Source organism: Methylophilus sp. QUAN, from assembly GCF_015354445.1.
Taxonomy (GTDB): Bacteria; Pseudomonadota; Gammaproteobacteria; order Burkholderiales; family Methylophilaceae; genus Methylophilus.
Genome location: NZ_JADKYT010000002.1, coordinates 208,022 through 230,002 on the forward strand (window position 1 = coordinate 208,022; position 21,981 = coordinate 230,002).

Here is a 21,981-nt window from a genome sequence, read left to right on the forward strand (position 1 = left end):
AAAACAATCAGTTGCTCACTGTCAAGGTAAATAAATCAATATATTGTGTTTTTGATAATTGAAAAGCCATAGATATTGTTTTATAGTCGCATCCATACGGTATGCAGAAGACAGTCTTCTTCTGTATTTAAAAGGGAATCTGGTGCGTGAAGACGGCGCAGTCCTCATCAAGCCAGAGCTGCCCCCGCAACTGTGATCAGCGAGTTATTTGCTGTTAACAACGCCACTGATAATTTCGGGAAGGCAAAGCAAATAATGGTGACCTGAAAGCCAGGAGACCTACCGTAAGTTTTTTCTTGTTAACGTTTGAGGCGGGGTGTCCTCGGCAGATGCAGTGAGCCAAGTTTTGTGCTGATTGCTCGTCTGGCCTTTAAGCGGGTGCATTTTCTGCGGTCCTGGGTTTTCACGGGGCGGGATGCGCGTTGCGAAAGCCTGTGCCATGCCACCTTCGCTGCCATGATTGGGAGCCATTAATGTCACAATACGAATCCATGCAGGCCACAAAACGGGATGGTCGCAAGGAACCGATTAATCTCGACAAAATTCACCGTGTGATCGACTGGGCCGCACAGGGCCTGAATAATGTGTCGGTATCGCAGGTAGAGTTGCGCTCCCATATCCAGTTTTACGATGGCATTCGTACGGACGACATTCATGAAACCATCATCAAGTCGGCCGCTGACCTGATTTCTGAAGAAACGCCTGACTACCAGTACCTGGCTGCGCGTTTATCCATTTTTCACCTGCGCAAAATCGCTTATGGCCAGTTTGAGCCGCCACATTTGTTTGACCACGTGACGACCCTGACCGAACTGGGCAAGTATGACCCGCATCTGCTGCGCGATTACAGCCGTGAAGAGTTTGATGCGTTAAATAGCCATCTGGACCACTGGCGCGACATGAATTTCTCTTACGCCGCTGTGAAGCAGCTTGAGGGTAAATACCTGGTGCAGAACCGTGTTACCAAGAAAATCTACGAGAGCCCGCAGTTCCTGTACATCCTGGTGGCCATGAGCCTGTTTGCCAATTACAAAGGGCAGACAAGACTGGATCTGATCAAGCGCTTCTATGATGCGGTGTCTACTTTCAAAATCTCGTTGCCTACACCTATCATGTCTGGTGTGCGTACGCCTACACGCCAATTTAGCTCCTGCGTGCTGATTGAGTGTGATGACAGCCTGGATAGCATCAACGCCACATCCAGCGCCATTGTGAAATACGTGTCACAGCGTGCCGGTATCGGCGTCAACGCGGGCCGCATCCGTGCCCTGGGCAGTGAAATCCGTGGTGGTGAAGCACAGCACACTGGCTGCCTGCCATTCTACAAATTGTTCCAGTCTGCGGTGAAGTCTTGCTCACAGGGCGGCGTGCGCGGTGGTGCAGCCACCTTGTTCTACCCGCTGTGGCATTTGGAAGTTGAGTCACTGCTGGTGCTCAAAAACAACCGCGGCGTGGAAGAAAACCGAGTACGCCACCTCGATTACGGCGTGCAGATCAACCGCCTGATGTACCAGCGCCTGATCAAAGGCCAGAACATCACCTTGTTCTCCCCGCATGATGTACCAGGCTTGTACGATTCCTTCTTTGCCGACCAAGACGAATTCGAGCGCCTCTATGCGCAATACGAAGCCGATGACAGCATCCGCAAGCGTAGCTTGCCAGCCGTAGACCTGTTCTCGCTGGTGATGCAAGAACGCGCAGGCACAGGCCGTATCTACATTCAGAACGTAGACCACTGCAATACACACAGCCCGTTTGACCCGGCCGTTGCACCTGTGCGCCAGTCAAACCTGTGTATGGAAATTGCACTGCCGACCCATCCATTGAACGACATCAATGATGAAGAAGGCGAAATTGCCCTGTGTACTCTGTCTGCCTTTAACCTGGGTGCGCTAGAGTCATTAGACGAACTCGAAGGCCTGGCTGATTTGGTGGTGCGTGCGCTGGATGCCTTGCTGGAATACCAGGATTACCCGGTCAAAGCTGCTCTCAATGCCACCAACAAGCGCCGTTCATTGGGCGTGGGCGTGATCAACTATGCTTACTACCTGGCCAAAAATGGCACTAACTATACTAGTGACGCAGCGTTGGGCCTGACCCACCGCACATTTGAGGCGATTCAGTATTACCTGCTCAAGGCTTCGGTACAGTTGTCACGTGAATTTGGTCCATGCGGTGCATTTAACGAAACCACGTATGCCAAAGGTATTTTGCCGATTGATACCTATAAAAAAGACCTTGATGCCGTCTGCAGCGAGCCATTGTTGTTGGACTGGGAAAGCCTGCGTGCCGACATCCAGAAAGATGGCCTGCGTAACTCTACGCTGACAGCATTGATGCCATCCGAGACGTCCAGCCAGATTGCCAACGCCACCAATGGTATTGAACCGCCGCGCGGTCTGGTGTCTGTCAAACAGTCCAAAGATGGCATCTTGCGCCAGGTGGTACCAGAGATTGACCGCTTGCGCGACCAGTACCAGTTGCTGTGGAAAATGCCTAGCAATGAGGGTTACCTCAAGCTGGTGGGCATTATGCAAAAGTTTGTTGACCAGTCTATTTCTGCCAACACCAACTATGACCCCACCCGTTTTGAAGGCGGCCGTGTGCCTATGAAGCAGTTGCTCAAAGACTTGTTGCAAGTGTACAAACTGGGCATCAAAACTTTGTATTACCACAACACCCGGGATGGTGCGACAGAAGGCGGCACTGAGGCGGAAGATGATGGGTGTGCCAGCGGCGCCTGCAAGATTTAAATAAGCGCTGACTCAGTGGCTGCGCGGGCAAATTGCAACGTTGTGCGGTGCTCGAAATCTGATGTACTCCATGTACATTCCGGTTTCTGCGCTCCGTACGCCTTGCACTTTATCCCGCTCACTCACGATCAAAAGCTTATTGCAGTGGGGTAATGAGTAGATTTTAAAAACAGTTTGAGAATAAAACTTAAACATTAGGAACACGGCTATGGCCTACAGCATCTTTACCAAAATCGACAACGAACAGTTAAAAGAACCCATGTTCTTCGGTCAGCCCGTCAACGTGGCACGTTATGACCAGCAAAAATATCCGGTCTTCGAGAAGCTGATCGAGAAACAACTGTCATTCTTCTGGCGCCCGGAAGAGGTCGATGTGTCACAAGACCGTGCTGACTACCAGGGCCTGCCTGAGCATGAAAAGCATATTTTCATCAGCAACCTCAAATACCAGACGCTGTTGGATTCCATCCAGGGCCGCAGCCCTAACGTGGCATTGTTGCCATTGGTGTCACTGCCCGAGCTGGAAACCTGGATTGAAACCTGGGCGTTTTCCGAGACGATCCACTCGCGCTCTTATACCCACATCATCCGCAACATCGTCAATGATCCTTCTATCATTTTTGACGACATCGTGCGCAATGACAACATCACCGCGCGTGCCTCGGATATCGCCCATTATTACGACGAACTGATCCATCAGACCATGTTGTATTCGCAACTGGGTGAGGGCGATCACATCATCAATGGCGAAACTATCTCAGTCAACAAGCGCGAACTGAAAAAGCTGCTGTATCGCTGCCTGATGAACGTGAATATCCTCGAAGCGATTCGCTTTTACGTCAGCTTTGCCTGCTCCTTTGCCTTTGCCGAGCGTAAGGTAATGGAAGGCAACGCTAAAATCATCCGTCTCATTGCGCGTGACGAAGCACTGCACCTCACTGGCACCCAGCACATCCTCAATATCATGCGCTCTGGGCAAGATGACCCAGAGTTCGCCGAGATCGCTGCCGAGCTGCACAACGAGTGCTTTGAAATGTTTAGAACCGCCGCCGAGCAGGAAAAGGAATGGGCAGAATACCTGTTTAAAGATGGCTCCATGATTGGTTTAAATAAGGACATCCTGAGCCAGTATGTCGAATACATCACCAATAGCCGCATGGCCTCCGTTGGTTTGCCGCCTGCATTCCCCGGTGCCAAAAACAACCCGATTCCATGGATCAACACTTGGCTGGCCTCAGACACCGTGCAAGTTGCGCCGCAAGAGGTGGAATTAAGCTCCTACCTGATTGGTCAAATTGATTCTGAAGTGTCAGCAGACGACCTCAATGGTTTTGAACTGTAATAATAAATGGCTGCGCGGGTAAATTGCTGCGTTGTGCGTGCTCGAAATCCTCATGTACTACATGTACATCCGGTTTCTGCGCTCCCTGCGCCTTGCACTTTTCCCGCTCGCTCATTTATTTCTTTTTATAATTTATGATTAGCGTACGCAGCCAGCACAGCCGCTTTAGCCTGCTCCCGCAAGAAACCCTGCTCGAAGGCCTGGAACGTACCGGCCACGAAGTAGAGTTTCAATGCCGGAGCGGTTATTGTGGTGCCTGCCGCGTACGCATGCTAGATGGCGAAGTCGATTACGTTGAGTTGCCATTGGCCTTTATCGCCGCCGATGAAATTTTGCCATGCTGCTGCGTGCCAAAGTCAGATTTATGGCTAGATTGCGAGCTCCGCTTTGACCTGCAAAGCGCGCAAATGCAAGACGACATGTTCCCTGCACAACAATCCCTGTTCGATGAAGCTTTGCCGCTGGCAGATACGCCGGTGAAAAAACTGCTGCGCAGAAGAGTCAGCAAGCCCAATATTCAGGCCAGCAACCTCTCATTGTTTTAGTTATTAAGTTTAGGCGATAAAAAAGGCGCTTGGTTACAAGCGCCTTTTTTCAAAGCATTTAACTCACGCAGCATTTGGCCGCAGCCACTGCATTTTCAGGTTCGGTGCACGCGCACTCAAATCCGCGACCAGGCTGCAACTCAAGATCTCGCAGCGCCAATACATCTGCCTGATCTTGGCATCGGCCTCGCTACGCGACTTGCCAAAAATCTGCAGATTTTCAACCAGCACCCCATTCGCACTGCGTATGGTGTACAAATATTTTCCAGACATATCCATCATTTTCAATGTCACCCCGATGTTTGTTTGACGCAAAAGCATCATATTTATTGTGATATATCGGTAACATATCAAAGTTTTTTAGGGGTGTATACCCTGTAAAGATGGTTTTTTTATCGTTAATTCAATAATTTAAAGGGTTTTTTGCATAAAACACCTATAGTTAACCTGCTAACTTCACTTCCAAGTGGATGGATTAAAGGTCAGAGATTGATGATCCCTGCGCCAGATTACTTCTTGTTGGCTCACTGCCAGCCACCAGGTTTGTGTTTCAGGCTTGGGCTTATGCTGGGCAAAAGCTTCTGGTTTGAGCACCGCAATGCACCATGCAGGTTGAGGGCTCCTCACTGATTGATAAATGATGCAGCCTAAATCAATACTTCTTGCTAATTGTGCAAACGTTTGTGTCGGGCCGTAATCGGTTTTATGTGTCCAGCGCGCATCTGCATTAAAGGGGGGTTGGCGTAAGTCCACAGTTTGCGCATTGAGCGCAACTTGAAATGCGGTATGTGCAACAGGTTCAATATGCGCGAGGGCAGGCGCGTCCATCAAAAACTTCCAACGCCAATAACCAAGCTCTGCGGCTGCAGTTTCTACGGATTCCGCGCCATAAAATACCCCTGGGTCATTCGCGCCTCTGAAGCGTGAGCCACCTTTACGCGTCGGATAGCGAAAAGGTGTTGCCAGCAGATAGTCTAGTTTTGCAGTCGTATCGGGGTAAACTGGCTTGCTGTGATCGAGCAATGCTTCAAGTATGTTCTGTTCAGCCGCCGTATCTACCAGTTTCATGGTGGAAGCCACGTGCTGTGCCTCTACCATGCGCCAAGCCAGCCCGCGCCAGGCAAATGCCTCAGACGAGACCGCGTGAGGTGTCCAGGTAGTGTACGACACGCACCAAGCCTTCTGTTTGAGTAATCAAATCTATGGGCCGCCCATTCAAGGCTAGGTTTTCATTGGTTAACCATACCCGCGCAGTTTCATCATTGCTCACAATCGAATCCAGTGAGCGGAAGACGCGCACAAACAGCAATGCAAAATCCCACTCTTTGCGTTTCTGGTCGAGCAGGTATTTGCCATCATACAAGCGTGTAATGGTCGCTGGACTTAACCCCAGAATCGTCGCTAGCATCGCACGAGAAAGCTGTAAGCGCTCGGCAGCACGGCTGACGGCTTTGCTTAATACCTGGGATGCATCGGGGCGTATTGCTGTTTGAGTGGTTGCCATCTTTTTCCTTTCTTTGGAAATTATAATATAAAAATATTTCCACTGAAAGTTTATGAGAGTTTAATGCAATATTAGTTTTTAAATAGTAGATATTTACACAATGACAGTTGAGAATGCATCTAATCATGTTTCAATAATGGTTTAAATAGAAGTCACAAAAAGTATTCAATACGTCATGAAGCCTGAGTCGTCCTCATCAGCGCTGCACCCATGCAATCAACATCGTACTGGCTATGATTTTGATGTGCTGGTGCAAGCACATCCAACACTCTCTCAATACGTTCGCCCAAATGCTTATGGCGATGACTCAATAGACTTTTCTAACCCTCAAGCGGTGAAAGCCTTGAATCAGGCTTTGCTCAAACACTATTACGGCGTGGGGGTGTGGGATATTCCAAAGAATTACTTATGTCCGCCTATCCCCGGGCGGGCGGATTATGTGCATTATCTGGCGGATTTATTAGCAGAGAGCATTCCAGATTTCAACCCTGAAAAAGTGCGATTGCTGGATATTGGCACGGGTGCGAATCTGGTTTATCCGCTGATTGCATCGCATGCTTATGGCTGGCAATGTGTGGGCGCGGATATTGATGCAAAGGCGTTGCGTAATGCGCAACAGATTATTGACGCCAATGGTTTGCAGCAACAGATTAGTGTGCGTCAGCAGCCTAACCCTGGTTCGATTTTTAAAGGCGTGATGTTGCCGGGCGAGCAATTCACCATCACTTTATGTAATCCACCTTTTCATGCTTCAGCCGCTGAAGCGTTGGCGGGTACGCAACGCAAATGGCGCGGGTTGGGTAAAAAGCCACCGCAAGCGCTGAATTTTGGCGGGCAGTCTAATGAGTTGTTCTGCGAGGGCGGTGAGGCGGCGTTTTTAACCTCCATGATTAGCGAGAGTAAGTTGTTTGCCAGGCAGTGTGTGTGGTTTACCACGCTGGTTTCCAAGGCGAGTAATTTGCCGCTGGTCTATCGTCAGTTAAAGAAGGTGCAGGCGGTGACGGTGAAAACGGTGGAGATGGCGCAAGGCCAGAAGCAAAGCCGGTTTGTAGCGTGGACGTTTCAGTCTGCGTCTTCTAAAAAACGCATTTAATCAGCGACTTGCCATTTATGTTTAGGCGGCATGCGCGTGTTGAGGGATAATAACGCCCTCAACATTTTTTGCAGTATTCTCGGAATTTACTCCCATGGAAATTAAGGTCAATTTTCTCGATAAGCTACGCCTGGAAGCCAAGTTCGATGACTTCACGGTGATTGCCGATCAGCCTATCCGCTATAAAGGCGATGGTTCGGCACCTGGCCCGTTCGATTACTTTTTGGCGTCGTCGGCCTTGTGTGCGGCTTATTTTGTGAAGCTGTATTGCAGCACGCGCAATATCCCCACCGACAATATCCGCTTGTCGCACAACAATATTGTTGACCCGGAAAACCGCTACAAGCAGATTTTCAAAATACAAATCGAGTTGCCGACCGATATTTCCGAAAAAGACCGTATAGGCATTTTGCGTTCGATTGACCGTTGCACGGTGAAAAAAGTGGTGCAGGCCGGGCCGGATTTCATTATTGAAGAAGTGGCTAACCTAGACGAAGACGCGCAGGCGTTGCTGACAGTGGATACAGACACGGATGCGCTGACCTATATCACCGGCAAAGATTTGCCGCTGGAGCAAACCATCGCCAATATGACCGGCCTGCTGGCGGGTCTGGGTATCAAGATCGAGATCGCGTCGTGGCGCAATATTGTGCCTAACGTGTGGTCGCTGCATATCCGAGATGCGTATTCACACATGTGCTTCACTAACGGCAAAGGCGCCACCAAGGAAAGCGCACTGGCGTCGGCGTTGGGTGAGTATATCGAGCGGCTGAGTAACAACCATTTTTATGCCGGCTCGTACTGGGGCGAAGACATTGCCAATGCTGAGTTTGTGCATTACCCGAACGAGCGCTGGTTCAAGCCTGGCCGTAAGGATGCACTGCCAAAAGAGATTCTCGATGACTATTGCCTGGAAATCTATAACCCGGATGGCGAGTTGCGTGGCTCCCACCTCATAGACACTAATTCAGGTAATGCGGAGCGCGGTATCTGTTCACTGCCGTTTGTGCGCCAGTCGGATGGTGAAACCGTCTACTTTCCGACCAACCTGGTCGAAAACCTGTTTGTTAGCAATGGCATGAGCGCTGGTAATACGCTGGTGGAAGCACAGGTGCAATGTTTGTCAGAAATTTTTGAGCGCGCCGTAAAGCGCGAAATCATCGAAGGCGAAATCGCCTTGCCGGATGTGCCGCAAGCTGTGCTGGCGAAATATCCTGGCGTGGTGGCAGGCATTCAAGGGCTAGAAGAGCAGGGCTTCCCGGTACTGGTGAAAGATGCTTCGCTGGGCGGACAGTACCCGGTGATGTGCGTCACTTTAATGAATCCGCGCACTGGCGGTGTATTTGCCTCTTTTGGCGCGCACCCGACCATGGAAGTCGCGCTCGAGCGTAGCCTGACCGAGTTGCTGCAAGGCCGCAGCCTTGAAGGCCTGAATGACCTGCCGCAGCCAACTTTTGCCAGCGAAGCCGTGACGGAACCGAATAACTTTGTTGAACACTTTATTGATTCCAGCGGTATTGTATCGTGGCGCTTCTTCAGTGCTAAAGCGGATTACGAATTCGTTGAGTGGGATTTTTCTGGTCAAGGTGAGGACCCAAATGCCGAAGAGGCCGCGACCATGTTTGGCATGCTCGCCGAGATGGGCAAAGAAGCTTATGTGGCCGTGTATGATCAACTAGGTGCAACGGCCTGTCGTATTCTGGTGCCTGGCTATTCGGAGATTTATCCGGTAGAAGATCTGGTCTGGGATAACACCAACAAGGCCTTGCTGTTCCGCGAAGATATCCTCAACTTGCATACACTGGATGATGACAGCCTGGAAGCCTTGCTGGAGCGCTTGGAAAATAACGAGTTGGATGATTACGGCGATATCGGCACCTTGATTGGCATCACTTTTGATGAAAACACGGTATGGGGTCAACTCACCGTGCTGGAGTTGAAGCTGCTGATTAACCTCGCTTTGGAGCGGCTTGAAGAGGCGCTGGATCTGGTTGGTGCTTTCTTGCAATATAACGACAACACACTAGACCGTGGCTTGTTCTATCAGGCCCTGAGTGCTGTGCTGGAAGTGGTATTGGATGACGAATTGGAATTGAGTGACTACGAAACTAATTTCCGCCGTATGTTTGGCGATGCCCGTATGGAGGCAGTGATTGGCTCCGTTGATGGCAGTGTACGCTTCTACGGTTTGACATCCACCAGCATGCAGCTGGAGGGGCTGGACAGGCATCACCGCCTGATTAATAGTTACAAGAAGTTGCATGCGGCGCGGGCCAGGATGGCGGCAGGGTGAGTCGTGGCAAATAGGCGTGAAACCCAAATATATTCAATAGATTAGCATATGGGCGAATCATGCGTATAATAGCCACACCCTGCGCACTACCAATCAACGCAGCGGTTCTGAAATCCCTCAAGTTGTTACCTCGTTAGTCCAGATTGGTGTTGCCATAGGCAACAGACCAGCGCCTAATTAATTTATTGCATGGTGATGCCATGCAATTTCTATAAGTTGAATTACGTTGTCACAAGAAAATACCCCTGCAAACATCACGTTTGCTGATTTGAATTTATGCGCGCCAGTCTTGCGCGCGATTGCCGATGCTGGCTATAGCTCACCGACGCCTATCCAGGCGCAGGCGATTCCTTATGTGCTGCGTGGCGGCGATTTGCTGGCCGGTGCACAAACCGGGACTGGCAAAACGGCGGGCTTTACGCTGCCGATTTTGCATTGCTTGTCTGAAGCGCCATTGGCGCAGGCTGCGAAGGGCAAGCCGCGTTGCCTGATCTTGTCTCCCACACGTGAGTTGGCCGCCCAAATTGGCGAATCCGTCACCACTTATGGCAAATATCTGCCACTCAAAAGCATGGTGGTGTTTGGCGGCGTCAGCATTAATCCGCAAATCAACCGCTTGAGCAAACCGCTGGATATACTGGTAGCGACGCCGGGTCGTTTGCTAGACCTGGTGCAGCAAAAGGCGCTGGATTTGTCTGGCATTGAAATCCTGGTGCTGGACGAAGCCGACCGTATGCTGGACATGGGTTTTATCCATGACATTAAAAAGGTGCTGGCCTTGCTGCCTAAAAAGCGCCAAAACCTGCTGTTCTCGGCCACGTTTTCTGACGATATCAAACGACTGGCTGACAGTTTGCTCAACGCACCAGACCTGGTGGAAGTGGCGCGTCGCAATGCGTCCAATGCATTGATTGAGCAAAGCGTGCATATGGTGCCGCAGGCGCACAAGCGCGAAATGGTGAGTTATTTGATCAAGCATCACCAGTGGCAACAAGTGCTGGTTTTCACGCGCACCAAGCATGGTGCCAATCGCCTGGCGGAGAAGTTGGTGAAGGATGGCATTCCGGCGATGGCGATTCATGGCAACAAGAGCCAGAATGCGCGTACAGCGGCGCTGGCACAGTTTAAAGCTGGCACCATCACGGCGCTGGTGGCGACTGATATTGCCGCACGCGGGCTGGATATTGACCAGTTACCACAAGTGGTGAATTTTGAGCTGCCTAACGTGCCGGAAGACTATGTGCACCGCATTGGCCGTACTGGCCGTGCCGGTGCCAGTGGTGCCGCCATTTCACTGGTGGATCGCGAAGAGTTTGGCATGCTCAAGGATATTGAAAAACTGATTAAACGCGATATCCCCAAACTGCCGGTAGAAGGTTTTGTCGCACCAGAAAAAGGCAGCGAAGAGCCTGACCGCCCACCACGCGGGCAGAATCATGGCCGTCAGCGCCAAGGGCAGTCACAGAAACAGGGACAACCCCGCCAAGGACAAAGCCAACCGCAAGCGCAGGCTGGCGCCAATAAGCCTGGGCCAGGCAAGCCAAATCCACACAAGTCAGGTCATGCCAATCCTGGCCAGCGCAACGGTCATCAGGCACAACATCGCCAGGGCGGCAATAAGCCACAAGGCGCATTATTTACGCCTAAACCTGGCGCAAATACTGCCAATAAGACACCGCCGAAAGCGCGTTAATGCATATCTGGGTCGATGCTGATGCTTGCCCGGTGGTGATTAAGGAAATCCTGTTCCGGGCGGCTGAGCGTAGCCAGATCATGACCACCTTGGTGGCCAACAAATTGCTGCATGTGCCGCCTTCACCTTATTTGCGTGCGATGCAGGTGGCCAAAGGCTTTGATGTGGCCGATAACGAAATTGTGGCCATGCTGGCAGCCGGGGATCTGGTGATTACGGCTGATATTCCGTTGGCTGCGCAAGTGATAGACAAAGCTGCGCATGCGCTGAATCCGCGCGGTGAGTTTTATTCGGCTGAAAATATCCGTGAGCGCCTGGCCATGCGTGACTTTATGGAGTCGCTGCGTGCCAGTGGCGTGGAAACCCAGGGACCTAGCGCCATGCAGTCATCTGACCGCCATGCCTTTGCGCGTCAGTTAGACCAGTTTTTGGCGCGTGCACTGCGCAAATAATCAGCGGCTATATAAATGATGTTGCCGGATGTAGTGTAATACCGCTGGCGGTATTTCGGGCGCTGCGAGATGGGCATCGCGTTGCGCCAGTGTTTCACGCACGGCTGTTGACGAGATATTGGGCGGGGTGATGGTCAGATAACTGACCAAGCCATATGGTTGCTCAGAAAACGCCTGTGCCGCTTGTGCAGTCTCAACCCGTTTCCCCGCATGTTCCGCATGCAGCAATAAGGTTTTCTCGGTATCTGCACGGTGTATGACGAGTAGATGTGCATAGTCCAGCAGTTCAGTCCAGCGATGCCAGGTCGGCAGCTTCTGGTAGCTGTCCTGGCCCATGATCAGGCACAGTGCGCGGTCTGGAAAGCGCTGGCGCATCCAGTGCAGCGTTTCTATTGTGTAAGACGGACCCTGGCGATCCAGCTCGCAAGTGTCTAACACATAGCGCGGATACTGCTGGATGGCCAGTTTGACCATGGTTGCACGGTGTTGTGCTGTGACGGCAGGCGCGGCTTTATGGGGCGGTAAGGCTGCCGGTACAAAGCGGATTTGTGTGCAGTGTAGGGTGTTGAGGACGGTGTCGGCCAGCGACAAATGCCCATTGTGGATGGGGTTAAAGGTGCCGCCGAATATGCCTATGATTTCCATTTCAGCGATTCTTTGCGTTCATCGTTGCGTTGTAGCGTGGAACGCCATCTTTAGCGTGGCCGACAGCGACATTAAGCGCGTACGTGGCCGTCACCTAGCACCACATACTTCAATGACGTCAGACCCTCTAAACCGACTGGGCCGCGTGCATGCAGTTTATCGGTAGAAATACCGATTTCTGCGCCAAAGCCGTATTCAAAGCCATCCGCAAAGCGGGTAGAGGCGTTGACCATCACGCTGCTGGAATCTACCTCACGCAGGAACTGGCGCGCTTTGGTGTAGTTTTCGGTCACAATCGCTTCAGTGTGCTGGCTGGAGTGTTTGTTGATATGCTCAATCGCTTCGTCCAGGCCGCTCACGACCTTGCAGGAGATGATCGCTGCCAGGTATTCGGTGTAATAGTCTTCTTCAGTGGCGGCAATGGCTTGTGGCACGATGGCGCGAGTTTCTTCGCAACCGCGGATTTCTACACCTTTGCTAATCAGCATTTCTGCCAGTTTAGGCAGCGCGGTTTTCGCTATGCTGCGTGCGACCAATAGTGACTCGGCCGTGTTGCAGGTACCCAGGCGCTGGGTTTTGGAATTCTCCAGAATACGCAGGGCTTTGTCTAAGTCCGCTTCGTCGTCCACATACACATGACAGTTGCCATCCAGGTGTTTGATGACTGGAATACGCGCGTCGTTGCTGATGCGCTCAATCAGGCCTTTGCCACCACGTGGCACGATGACATCTACATATTGTTTCATGGTGATGAGTTCACCCACTGCGGCGCGGTCTGTGGTCTCGACCACCAGCACCGCAGCTTGTGGCAAGCCTGCTTGTTGCAGGCCTTGGTGTACGAGCTTGGCCAGCGCCTGGTTGCAATGAATGGCCTCAGAGCCACCACGCAAAATGCAGGCGTTGCCAGATTTGATACATAAGCCAGCGGCATCCACCGTCACATTTGGACGTGCTTCGTAAATGATGCCGATCACGCCTAATGGTACGCGCATCTGGCCGATCTGGATGCCAGACGGGCGGTATTTGAAATTGCTCATTTCGCCAATCGGGTCTGGCAGGCTGGCGATTTGCTCTAATCCCTCAGCCATCGTCGCCACTGATTTTTCGCTCAAGGCCAGGCGATCTAGCATGGCGGCTTCCATGCCGTTGGCTTTGGCAGCATCCAGGTCTTGCTGGTTGGCAGCCAATAGCGCTTTTTCGTGCTGGCGGATCAGCGCGGCGATATTACGCAGAGCCTGATTCTTGGTGTTGGTGTCGGCTTTTGCCATCAAACGGGAAGCGGCACGTGCCTGCTCACCCAGTTGTTTCATGTAGTTTTGAATGTCCATAACCATCATTCTATCTTAAAACCTTAACGAGACCTTGATGCGGCCGATCTGGCGGATTTATTCGCCGCCATGCGGGCAATGCCGCTACATAAGCGCGACAACTCCAGCCAGGCATCGCCATCACCCACGCCTTTTGCCATACGGTCTATGTCTGACAATTTCTGCAAAGCAGCTTCGATATGTTTTTGCGGCAAAAATTCCAATGCGCGTTTCACCAGTGTCTGGCGATCACCAAATAACCTGGCCTGGCTCAAGGCAGTTTGCACGGCCTGGCCGTTTTGCATGGCGAGCCGCACTTGCAATAAGGGGCGGAATAACCACACCAGCGGGTTCATCACGGCGACTGCAGTTTCACCTTCTTCACGCAAACCCTCAATAATACGCATGACGCGGCTGGGATCGCCTTGCAGCATGGCCTCACCCAGTTGCGAGACATCAAAACGCGCCACATTGAGCACGCATTGGCGGATGGCTTCTTCGGAAAGCGGGCCCGGCGGATACAGTAAGCCTAACTTCTGGATTTCCTGGTGCGCGGCGAGTAAATTACCTTCTACTTGCTCGGCAATAAAACGGCGCGAGGCTTCATCGGCAGTTTGTTGCTGCATGCCCAGGCGTTGCGCAATCCACTCCGGCAGTTGTGCCAAAGGCACCTGGTTAAGCACCAGCAATACGCCGTGTTGTAACAGCGATTCATACCAGGCACTGCTGGACATGTCGCGGTCTGGTGCTGGCAGGGTGATGATAATGGTGGTATCTGCAGCAGGCAGTTCGGCCAGTTGTTGCAAAGCCTTGGCGCCTTCTACTCCAGGTTTGCCGGTGGGGATGTTGATTTCAAGAATGCGTTGCTCGGCAAACAGCGAGAAACTTTGCAGGAACTGGCTGACTTGCGCCCAGTTGAAATAGCGCTCTACGGTGAAGCTGGCACGCTCTTGCGCGCCATGTTGGCGGGCGGCAGCACGAATCTGGTCGATGGCTTCAGTGATGGAGAGTGGCTCGTCACCTGCCAATACAAACAAATGCTGTTTTGGCGGCAGGTGTTGGGCCAGTTGCGCTGCCTGGATGCGCATGGTTATTGTGCTTTTTTCAGGGCAGACAAGCGGCGCATAATGCCGTTAAGCACGTCTGTTTGCATGCTGTCACTGAGCAATTTTTGTTCAGCTTGTTTCGCCAGCAAGTTTGCATCGTTATAGGTATAGTCGCGACGGCCTTCCATGATGATAGGCAAGGTCCAGGTGGCTTCGCTGGCCAGTTTGGTGCGGTACTGCACACGGTAGTAGAGTTCGTACTCTCGTACCACACCGGTACCGCTCAGGGACAGAATGCGCTGCTCGTTCTCTTCTTTGAGTAGTTCCAATTGCAATTCGGCATCTTCGGCATCAGTGACGACTTTAATGCCTTGTTCTATGAGCGCTTTTTTGAGTGCTTTATTGATCAAAGTGCTGCCTTTGATTTGCACGGTTTTAAACGCAATTGGCGTAGGTTGGCGCAAATGAAAGCCGCAAGCAGTCAGCATGGCTGACAGGGTCAGCACGCTAAACCAGTAAGCCAAATGTCTATGCTTGAGTATGTGCAGCAACGTTCGCTCCTTGCGCTAGGCAACCACAATATTAATCAGTTTGTTAGGCACCACAATGATTTTCTTCACGCTACCTTCGTTGAGGAACTTCTGTACAAAGTCCTGATTAACGGCAGTCGCTTCAATTTGCTCTTTGGCCATACTTTTGGGGATGCTGATGCTGCCGCGCAGTTTGCCGTTCACTTGCACCACATACTCGACCTCGTCCTGCACCAGCGCGGCATTGGCTGGCTCTGGCCATTTCGCCGTGAGGATATCTGCGCCCAGTTTCAGGCTTTGCCACATGACTTGTGTCACGTGTGGCGCAATCGGTGACAGCACACGCAACAGGATGCTGTAGCCTTCGAATGCCACGGCTTGCCAGTCTTTCTCGGCTTCTTTTTGCACTTTTTCCAATGTGTTGAGCATCTTCATGCAGGCAGAGGCCACGGTATTGAATTGCAGTTTGGCCAGGTCTACATTGGCTTGTTTCAACACGGTGTGGATTTCGCGTCTGTGGTTGGCAAGTTCGCCGGTCAGCTTGTTTGGCAAATCGGCCGGTTGGATTTGTGACAATGCGTAGCCAAAATTCCACACACGTTTTAAGAAACGATGTGAACCTTCCACACCACTGTCAGACCATTCCAGCGTTTGCTCGGGTGGTGCCGCAAACATCATGAAGAAGCGCGCCGTGTCAGCGCCGTATTGCTCGATCAGTGATTGCGGGTCGACGCCGTTACGCTTGGATTTGGACATGGTGCCTATGCCTTGATAGTCAATGGCAGAGCCATCTTTAATCAGTTTGGCACCAGTGACCTTACCGTTGGCATCTTGTACCAGTTCGACTTCTTCTGGTGCAAAGTATTCAATGCCGCCTTTGGCCGTACGGCGTGAGAAAATATGGTTAAGCACCATGCCTTGCGTCAGCAGGTTGGCAAACGGTTCGTCATAGTTGACCATGCCGAGGTCACGCATGACCTTGCTCCAGAAGCGTGAATACAGCAGGTGCAAAATGGCGTGCTCAATGCCACCGATGTATTGATCGACAGGCATCCAGTGGTTAGTTTGTGCATCTACCATGGCGTCAGGGCTAAAGCCGGAAGCATAGCGCGCGTAATACCAACTGGAATCAACAAATGTATCCATGGTATCGGTTTCGCGCTTGGCTGGCTGGCCACATTTAGGGCAAGCGCAGTTCAGGAAGTCTTCGCGTTTATTGAGCGGATTACCTGAGCCATCCGGCACGCAGTCTTCCGGCAATTTGACCGGTAACTGGTCGTCCGGCACAGGCACATCGCCACAGCTGTCGCAGTGGACGATAGGAATCGGGCAGCCCCAGTAACGTTGACGAGAAACACCCCAGTCGCGCAGGCGCCAGTTGGTTTGCTTGCCACCAAGGTCTTTGTCGGCTAAATCAGCGGCTACGGCATCTACAGCCTGCGTATAGGTCAGGTCGTTATATTTGCCTGAATGGATGCATACGCCTTTGGCTTTGTCGCCATACCATTCTTGCCATGCACCCAGGTCAAAGCTTTGGTCGACGACGCTGATGACTTGCTTGATTGGCAAGCTATATTTTTTGGCAAAGCCAAAGTCGCGTTCGTCATGTGCGGGCACGGCCATCACAGCGCCTTCACCATAAGTCATGAGCACATAGTTGCCGACCCAGACAGGTACTTGCTCGCCGGTAATCGGGTGCGCCACGGTCAGGCCAGTGTCCATGCCTTCTTTTTCCATGGTCGCCATATCGGCTTCCATCACTGAGCCTTGCTTGCATTTTTCAATGAATGCTTGCAGCGCAGGATTGTGTTGTGCGGCATGCGTCGCTAATGGATGCTCGGCCGCCACGGCGCAGAAAGTCACGCCCATGATGGTGTCAGCACGTGTAGTGAATACCCACAGTTTGCCGTCATCAATCAGCTGGCCGTCGTTGTTTTTGATGTCATGCGTAAAGGCAAAACGGACGCCTACACTCTTGCCTATCCAGTTGGCTTGCATGGTTTTCACACGCTCAGGCCAGCCTGGCAGTTTGTCCAGGTCGTCTAGCAATTGCTGGGCGTAACCCGTGATGTGCAGGTAGTAGCCAGGAATTTCGCGTTTTTCAACCACTGCGCCAGTGCGCCAGCCACGGCCATCAATCACCTGTTCGTTGGCGAGTACGGTCTGGTCGACTGGATCCCAGTTCACCACCTGGGTTTTTTTGTAGGCAATGCCTTTTTCCAGCATGCGCAAAAACAGCCACTGGTTCCATTTATAGTAGTCAGGCTGGCAGGTCGCCAGTTCGCGTTGCCAGTCAATGGCAAAGCCTAGAGACTTCAACTGCTTGCGCATATAGGCAATGTTGTCATATGTCCATTGCGCAGGCGGTACATTGTTTTGAATCGCTGCATTTTCTGCTGGCAGGCCAAACGCATCCCAACCCATGGGCTGCAAGACGTTAAAGCCTTTCATATAGTGATAACGGCTTAAGACGTCACCAATAGTGTAGTTACGCACATGCCCCATATGCAATTTACCACTGGGGTAGGGGAACATAGACAAGCAGTAATACTTGGGCTTGCTGCTATCGGCCTTGGCCTGAAAGCTTTGGCTGGACTCCCAATGTTGTTGTGCCTGTTGCTCGACTTCTTTGAATGGATACTGCTGTTGCATGTGCTTGGCTTGAAAGTAACTAAATGAAGCGACAATTATACCCGAGAACTGATAGGCATGTTTTGCGTTGGTATGTGTTGCCTTCGGCATTCAGGCGGTGTGTTGGTTTATATCAGCCAAGTCCGTGTGAGGTGGGTTGATATGAACCGATGATATGCCAGGTGAATGCACGGAAAATAACATAATTATTTATATAAATATAATTTGCGTAATAAAAACATGGGGATAACTTTTATCGTCATCATGCTGGTATCAATATTGCACCATTTTCATCTGTTTTTTATAACAACAGAAACAGAAGAGGGTGTGACACATGAAGAAAAAGAGTTTGTTGATGGCCACGGTGCTGGCGTTTAACCCGGCCATGGAGGTGTTGGCAGAGGAAAAAGAACGCCAGGATGAGACGCTGAATATTTCACCGGTGGTAGTGAAAGGGATTTTGCCAGACCGCCTGGAATCAGTACCGGGTTCTTATTTCCTGGTCGATGAAAAGGCCTTGCAAGAGCGGCAACCATTCTCGGTGCAAGAAGCTTTGAATAACGTTCCCGGAATCAATGTGGTGGGTGAAAATGCTTTTGGTTTGGGCGTTAATATCGGGGTGCGAGGTCTGGATCCGCGCCGAACCTCCCGTACCTTGCTGATGGAAGATGGGATGCCTTTGTTTTTGGCACCCTATGCAGACCCTGCGGCACATTACACCACACCATTAGAGCGCGTGCAGCGCATTGAGGTAGTCAAAGGCTCTGGACAGATTCTATATGGTCCACAAACTGTGGGTGGCATGATTAACTTTGTGACACGCCCGGTACCTAGTGATGGACAAGTGCATGGCACAGCATCCGCAATGATGGGTAACAATGACTTCACAAGTTTGTACGGCAGTATAGGTGCCGGTGATGAACGCGGTGGCTTAATGATTGATGCCTTGCATAAAAAAGGGGATGGCATTCGTGATCATCACGACTTCGAGATTCAGGAATATACTGCCAAAGGCCAGTTGAACCTGTCTGACAGGCATACCTTAATTGCCAAGGCGGGTTATTTCCGAGAGGACTCACATGTGACGGAAACTGGCTTAAGTGCTGCAGAGTATGCGCAAAATAAATATCAGGCACCCACTGGCCATAACGATAAGTTTGAGCAGGAAAGAAAGACATTACAACTGCAACATGTTTTCAGTATCAATGATGCGGTGAAACTCACAACGCAAGCCTATTATGTGGATACGAATAGAGCCTCCTTCAGGCAAATTAACAACCCGGGTGAAAACAACGGATTTTCACGGTTAAGTAATTGCCCCAATAATGGCTTGCGCAATAATCTGGGCAACGCAGACCAGTGTGGTGGTCGATGGCGGCCCAGGGATTTTCAATATTGGGGGATTGAGCCGCGCTTGGATGTCAAACATAGTCTTTTTGGTATGGATAGTAACGCTGTGATTGGCTTCAGGTATCACGAAGAAGATTCTGACCGGAAACAATACCGGGTTAATGATCCCGCAGGGCAAAGTCTAAGCTTTGCCAAATCAGCTGTGTTGCCACATGAGGATATTCGCATTAATGTGGAGGCAAGGTCCTATTATGCCCAGAACACCTTTTTTGTCGGGGACTGGACATTTACCCCAGGTGTGCGAGTGGAGGATATCCGGGTAAAAACAGATGTGCTGAGGGCTGATGGCGCGGTGCAGAATAACCCACAGGCAACGCTGAACAATCATCAAACAAAAGTGTTACCTGGTTTTGGTGTCACTTGGGGCGGCATAGATAATACCTCAGTGTTTGCCGGCGTGCATAAAGGCTTTGCGCCGCCGCGACCAGACCGGGATTTAGACGCAGATGGGCCGAATTCCGCCGTCATCAGTAAAACCAAACCAGAAGAAAGCACCAATTGGGAATTGGGCGTGAGGTCTACTTACTTCAAAGGCGTGCGTTTTGAGGCGACGCTGTTCCACACGGTATTTGATGAGATTGTGGTTGCCGGGCCGACGTCAGGTTCTTTTGTGAATGGTGGTGAGTCTCAGCAAACAGGTTTGGAGTTAGCTGGCCGTATTGATTTTGGAACCCTGTTTGCGACTAGCCATAATATCTATATTGCTGGTTCTTATACCAATCTTTTTACTGCCAAGTTTAAGAAAACCAATGCCAGTGCGGATATTTTCAAGGGTGACCGTTTGCCATATGCGCCCAAGCATCTGGCATCTCTCAACTTGGGTTATCAACATCCTGTGGGCTTTGATGCACGTATTGGGGTTGATTATGTGAGTGAGCAGCAAGAGGATGTGTCTTACCGTGAGGGGCGGCCTGAGGCCTTAGATTATGACGGTACTGGATTATCTGGCCGCGTGATTGGCGTGACAGGCAAGATTCCATCTTATGCCTTAATTAACGCCACTGTGAATTACCGGCCCGTTGGTAGCCACATCACTTATTTTGCCAGCGCTTACAATTTAGGTGATCGCGAGTATCTTGCCAGCCGTGTCGATGGCATGGTGGCCGGACGTCAGCGCCAAGTATTTGCTGGCATCCGTTACGACTTCTAATCAGTTACGTAGCACCCATAAAAAAGCCCGCATCATGCGGGCTTTTTTGTTTGAGCGCGGTTATTTCAATGCGCTAAAAATGTCTTCTTTAATCGCATTCAACTCGCCCAGGCCGTTAACCTTGACGTATTGTGGCGCACCGCTGACACCGGATTTTGCCCAGTCGGAATAGTAACCAATCAGTTGCTCAGTCTGGTCGTGGTAGACCTGCAAACGCTTGAGTACAACCTCTTCTTTGTCGTCATCACGTTGCACCAGCTCTTCACCGGTCACATCGTCTTTGCCAGCCACTTTTGGCGGGTTAAATTTGACATGGTAAGTGCGGCCAGAAGCCGGGTGGCTACGACGGCCGCTCATACGCTCAACGATAGCCGCATCCGGCACGTCGATCTCAACCACGTAATCAATGGCCACGCCCGCGTTTTTCATCGCTTCGGCTTGCGGGATGGTGCGTGGAAAACCGTCGAAGAGGAAACCATTGGCGCAATCGGCATCTTTAATGCGTTCTTTCACCAGGCCGATAATCACTTCATCAGGCACCAAACCGCCTGCATCCATAAACTTTTTGGCTTCTAAGCCCAATTGAGTGCCTGCTTTGACTGCTGCGCGCAACATATCGCCAGTGGAAATTTGCGGAATATTGAATTTTTCTTTAATAAAGGTGGCTTGTGTCCCTTTACCGGCACCAGGGGCGCCCAGCAGAATCAAACGCATAACATGCTCCAAAAAGTTTGGGTTTTAGTGAAAACAGGATTATATCAGGCTAAACTTTAAATCAGGTTAAGCTAGCGCGGCTTTGCGCAAGTTGGCTCAGCTATTAGCCGCCAAGTAATTGCTGATGGCGACAAATTCGGCCACGCTCAGGTTCTCGGCGCGCAGCTGCGAATCAATATTCAATGCGCTAAAACCATCATCATCCAGCAGGCCTTTGAGTGTATTGCGCAAGGTTTTGCGGCGTTGACCAAACGCCGCGGTGACTACTTTGGCAAACAAGCCCTCATCGCTGGCCGGGTAGGGCAAACTCGCATATGGAATACAGCGTACAAAAGCGGATTCGACTTTAGGTGCAGGGTCAAACGCCTCCGGCGGCACTGTGACCATGTATTCCATCTGCAAGCGGTATTGCAGCATAACGGACAAGCGGCCATATTCCGAGCTGGATGGCTCGGCCACCATGCGCTCGACCACTTCTTTTTGCAGCATAAAATGCATGTCTATGATCTGTGCCGTATTTTCCAGCAGCTTGAACAGGATAGGGCTGGAGATGTTATACGGCAGATTGCCAACGACGCGGATGCGTTCGCCTATGGTGGCAAAATCAAACTTTAATACATCTGAATTATGGATGGTGATTTTCTTTGGCGGGTAGAAGCCTTGCATCCACTGGATAATGTCGCGGTCGATTTCAACCACGTGCAAGTGATCCAGGTGCTTGATCAGGGGCTGCGTCATCGCGCCCAGGCCGGGGCCAATTTCCACCATCAGGTCATCTGCTTGCGGGTGGATGGCGTTAATCAGGCTTTGGATAATGGCCTGGTCAATTAAAAAATTCTGACCAAATTTCTTCTTAGCAATGTGTTTCATGTA

The 21,981-nt window shown here is 51.1% G+C and carries 18 protein-coding genes and 1 riboswitch; of the genes, 8 read left to right on the forward strand and 10 right to left on the reverse strand.

Annotated elements, in window-relative coordinates; translation table 11 throughout:
- The first annotated feature begins 80 nt into the window (after nt 1-80).
- Nucleotides 81-302, forward strand: a riboswitch (cobalamin riboswitch).
- A gap of 171 nt (nt 303-473) precedes the next feature.
- The 3 genes from nrdA to yfaE all read left to right on the forward strand — a co-directional run bounded on the left by nrdA (nt 474) and on the right by yfaE (nt 4,640).
- Entirely contained in the window at nt 474-2,753 is a 2,280-nt protein-coding gene (nrdA, locus tag INP79_RS09620; RefSeq protein WP_194754078.1) for a class 1a ribonucleoside-diphosphate reductase subunit alpha, read from the forward strand.
- Between the two features lie 208 nt (nt 2,754-2,961).
- Nucleotides 2,962-4,095, forward strand: a complete 1,134-nt coding sequence (gene nrdB / locus INP79_RS09625) for a class Ia ribonucleoside-diphosphate reductase subunit beta (protein ID WP_194754079.1) — start codon at nt 2,962-2,964, stop codon at nt 4,093-4,095.
- A 134-nt stretch (nt 4,096-4,229) separates the two neighbouring features.
- The gene (yfaE, locus tag INP79_RS09630; RefSeq protein WP_194754080.1) at nt 4,230-4,640 is read left to right on the forward strand and encodes a class I ribonucleotide reductase maintenance protein YfaE; all 411 of its coding nucleotides are present in this window, start codon (nt 4,230-4,232) and stop codon (nt 4,638-4,640) included.
- A gap of 63 nt (nt 4,641-4,703) precedes the next feature.
- Here the strand turns inward: yfaE and INP79_RS09635 are convergent, their stop codons facing one another.
- The 3 genes from INP79_RS09635 to INP79_RS09645 all read right to left on the reverse strand — a co-directional run bounded on the left by INP79_RS09635 (nt 4,704) and on the right by INP79_RS09645 (nt 6,144).
- Nucleotides 4,704-4,913, reverse strand: coding sequence for a hypothetical protein (locus INP79_RS09635; RefSeq protein WP_228519848.1), 210 nt, complete (start codon nt 4,911-4,913; stop codon nt 4,704-4,706).
- Nucleotides 4,914-5,096: 183 nt separating this feature from the next.
- Nucleotides 5,097-5,810 (reverse strand): RES family NAD+ phosphorylase, encoded by a 714-nt coding sequence (locus tag INP79_RS09640; RefSeq protein ID WP_370583251.1) that lies wholly within the window; start codon nt 5,808-5,810, stop codon nt 5,097-5,099.
- The gene (locus tag INP79_RS09645) at nt 5,770-6,144 is read right to left on the reverse strand and encodes an antitoxin Xre-like helix-turn-helix domain-containing protein (RefSeq protein WP_194754081.1); all 375 of its coding nucleotides are present in this window, start codon (nt 6,142-6,144) and stop codon (nt 5,770-5,772) included. Before INP79_RS09645 ends, INP79_RS09640 begins: the two co-directional genes overlap by 41 nt.
- Nucleotides 6,145-6,319: 175 nt before the next feature.
- Between INP79_RS09645 and rlmF the strand changes: the two genes are divergently transcribed.
- The 4 genes from rlmF (at nt 6,320) to INP79_RS09665 (ending at nt 11,675) form a co-directional block, all read left to right on the forward strand.
- The gene (rlmF, locus tag INP79_RS09650; protein ID WP_194754082.1) at nt 6,320-7,237 is read left to right on the forward strand and encodes a 23S rRNA (adenine(1618)-N(6))-methyltransferase RlmF; all 918 of its coding nucleotides are present in this window, start codon (nt 6,320-6,322) and stop codon (nt 7,235-7,237) included.
- Nucleotides 7,238-7,331: 94 nt separating this feature from the next.
- A complete protein-coding gene (locus INP79_RS09655) occupies nt 7,332-9,530 on the forward strand; it encodes an OsmC domain/YcaO domain-containing protein (RefSeq protein WP_194754083.1) in 2,199 nt (732 codons plus the stop codon).
- Between the two features lie 226 nt (nt 9,531-9,756).
- Nucleotides 9,757-11,223 (forward strand): DEAD/DEAH box helicase, encoded by a 1,467-nt coding sequence (locus tag INP79_RS09660; RefSeq protein WP_194754084.1) that lies wholly within the window; start codon nt 9,757-9,759, stop codon nt 11,221-11,223.
- Complete coding sequence (locus tag INP79_RS09665; RefSeq protein WP_194754085.1) at nt 11,223-11,675, forward strand: YaiI/YqxD family protein; 453 nt, start codon at nt 11,223-11,225, stop codon at nt 11,673-11,675. The genes INP79_RS09660 and INP79_RS09665 overlap by 1 nt, the downstream gene beginning before the upstream one ends.
- Here the strand turns inward: INP79_RS09665 and nadD are convergent, their stop codons facing one another.
- The 5 genes from nadD to leuS form a co-directional block, all read right to left on the reverse strand.
- Nucleotides 11,676-12,320 (reverse strand): nicotinate-nucleotide adenylyltransferase, encoded by a 645-nt coding sequence (gene nadD / locus INP79_RS09670; protein WP_194754086.1) that lies wholly within the window; start codon nt 12,318-12,320, stop codon nt 11,676-11,678.
- 71 nt (nt 12,321-12,391) lie between these two features.
- Complete coding sequence (locus INP79_RS09675; RefSeq protein ID WP_194754087.1) at nt 12,392-13,648, reverse strand: glutamate-5-semialdehyde dehydrogenase; 1,257 nt, start codon at nt 13,646-13,648, stop codon at nt 12,392-12,394.
- A 23-nt stretch (nt 13,649-13,671) separates the two neighbouring features.
- Entirely contained in the window at nt 13,672-14,715 is a 1,044-nt protein-coding gene (holA, locus tag INP79_RS09680; RefSeq protein ID WP_194754088.1) for a DNA polymerase III subunit delta, read from the reverse strand.
- A 2-nt stretch (nt 14,716-14,717) separates the two neighbouring features.
- Entirely contained in the window at nt 14,718-15,224 is a 507-nt protein-coding gene (lptE, locus tag INP79_RS09685) for an LPS assembly lipoprotein LptE (protein ID WP_228519849.1), read from the reverse strand.
- 15 nt (nt 15,225-15,239) lie between these two features.
- Nucleotides 15,240-17,855, reverse strand: a complete 2,616-nt coding sequence (gene leuS / locus INP79_RS09690; RefSeq protein ID WP_194754089.1) for a leucine--tRNA ligase — start codon at nt 17,853-17,855, stop codon at nt 15,240-15,242.
- A gap of 313 nt (nt 17,856-18,168) precedes the next feature.
- Between leuS and INP79_RS09695 the strand changes: the two genes are divergently transcribed.
- Nucleotides 18,169-20,394, forward strand: a complete 2,226-nt coding sequence (locus INP79_RS09695; RefSeq protein WP_194754090.1) for a TonB-dependent receptor domain-containing protein — start codon at nt 18,169-18,171, stop codon at nt 20,392-20,394.
- 60 nt (nt 20,395-20,454) lie between these two features.
- Here INP79_RS09695 and adk read toward each other — a convergent pair whose 3' ends face one another.
- Both adk and rsmA read right to left on the reverse strand, forming a co-directional pair.
- Nucleotides 20,455-21,108: an adenylate kinase gene (gene adk, locus INP79_RS09700; protein ID WP_194754091.1), complete on the reverse strand. Its 654-nt coding sequence runs from the start codon at nt 21,106-21,108 to the stop codon at nt 20,455-20,457.
- Nucleotides 21,109-21,204: 96 nt separating this feature from the next.
- Nucleotides 21,205-21,978, reverse strand: coding sequence for a 16S rRNA (adenine(1518)-N(6)/adenine(1519)-N(6))-dimethyltransferase RsmA (gene rsmA, locus INP79_RS09705; protein WP_194754092.1), 774 nt, complete (start codon nt 21,976-21,978; stop codon nt 21,205-21,207).
- Nucleotides 21,979-21,981: the final 3 nt, after the last annotated feature.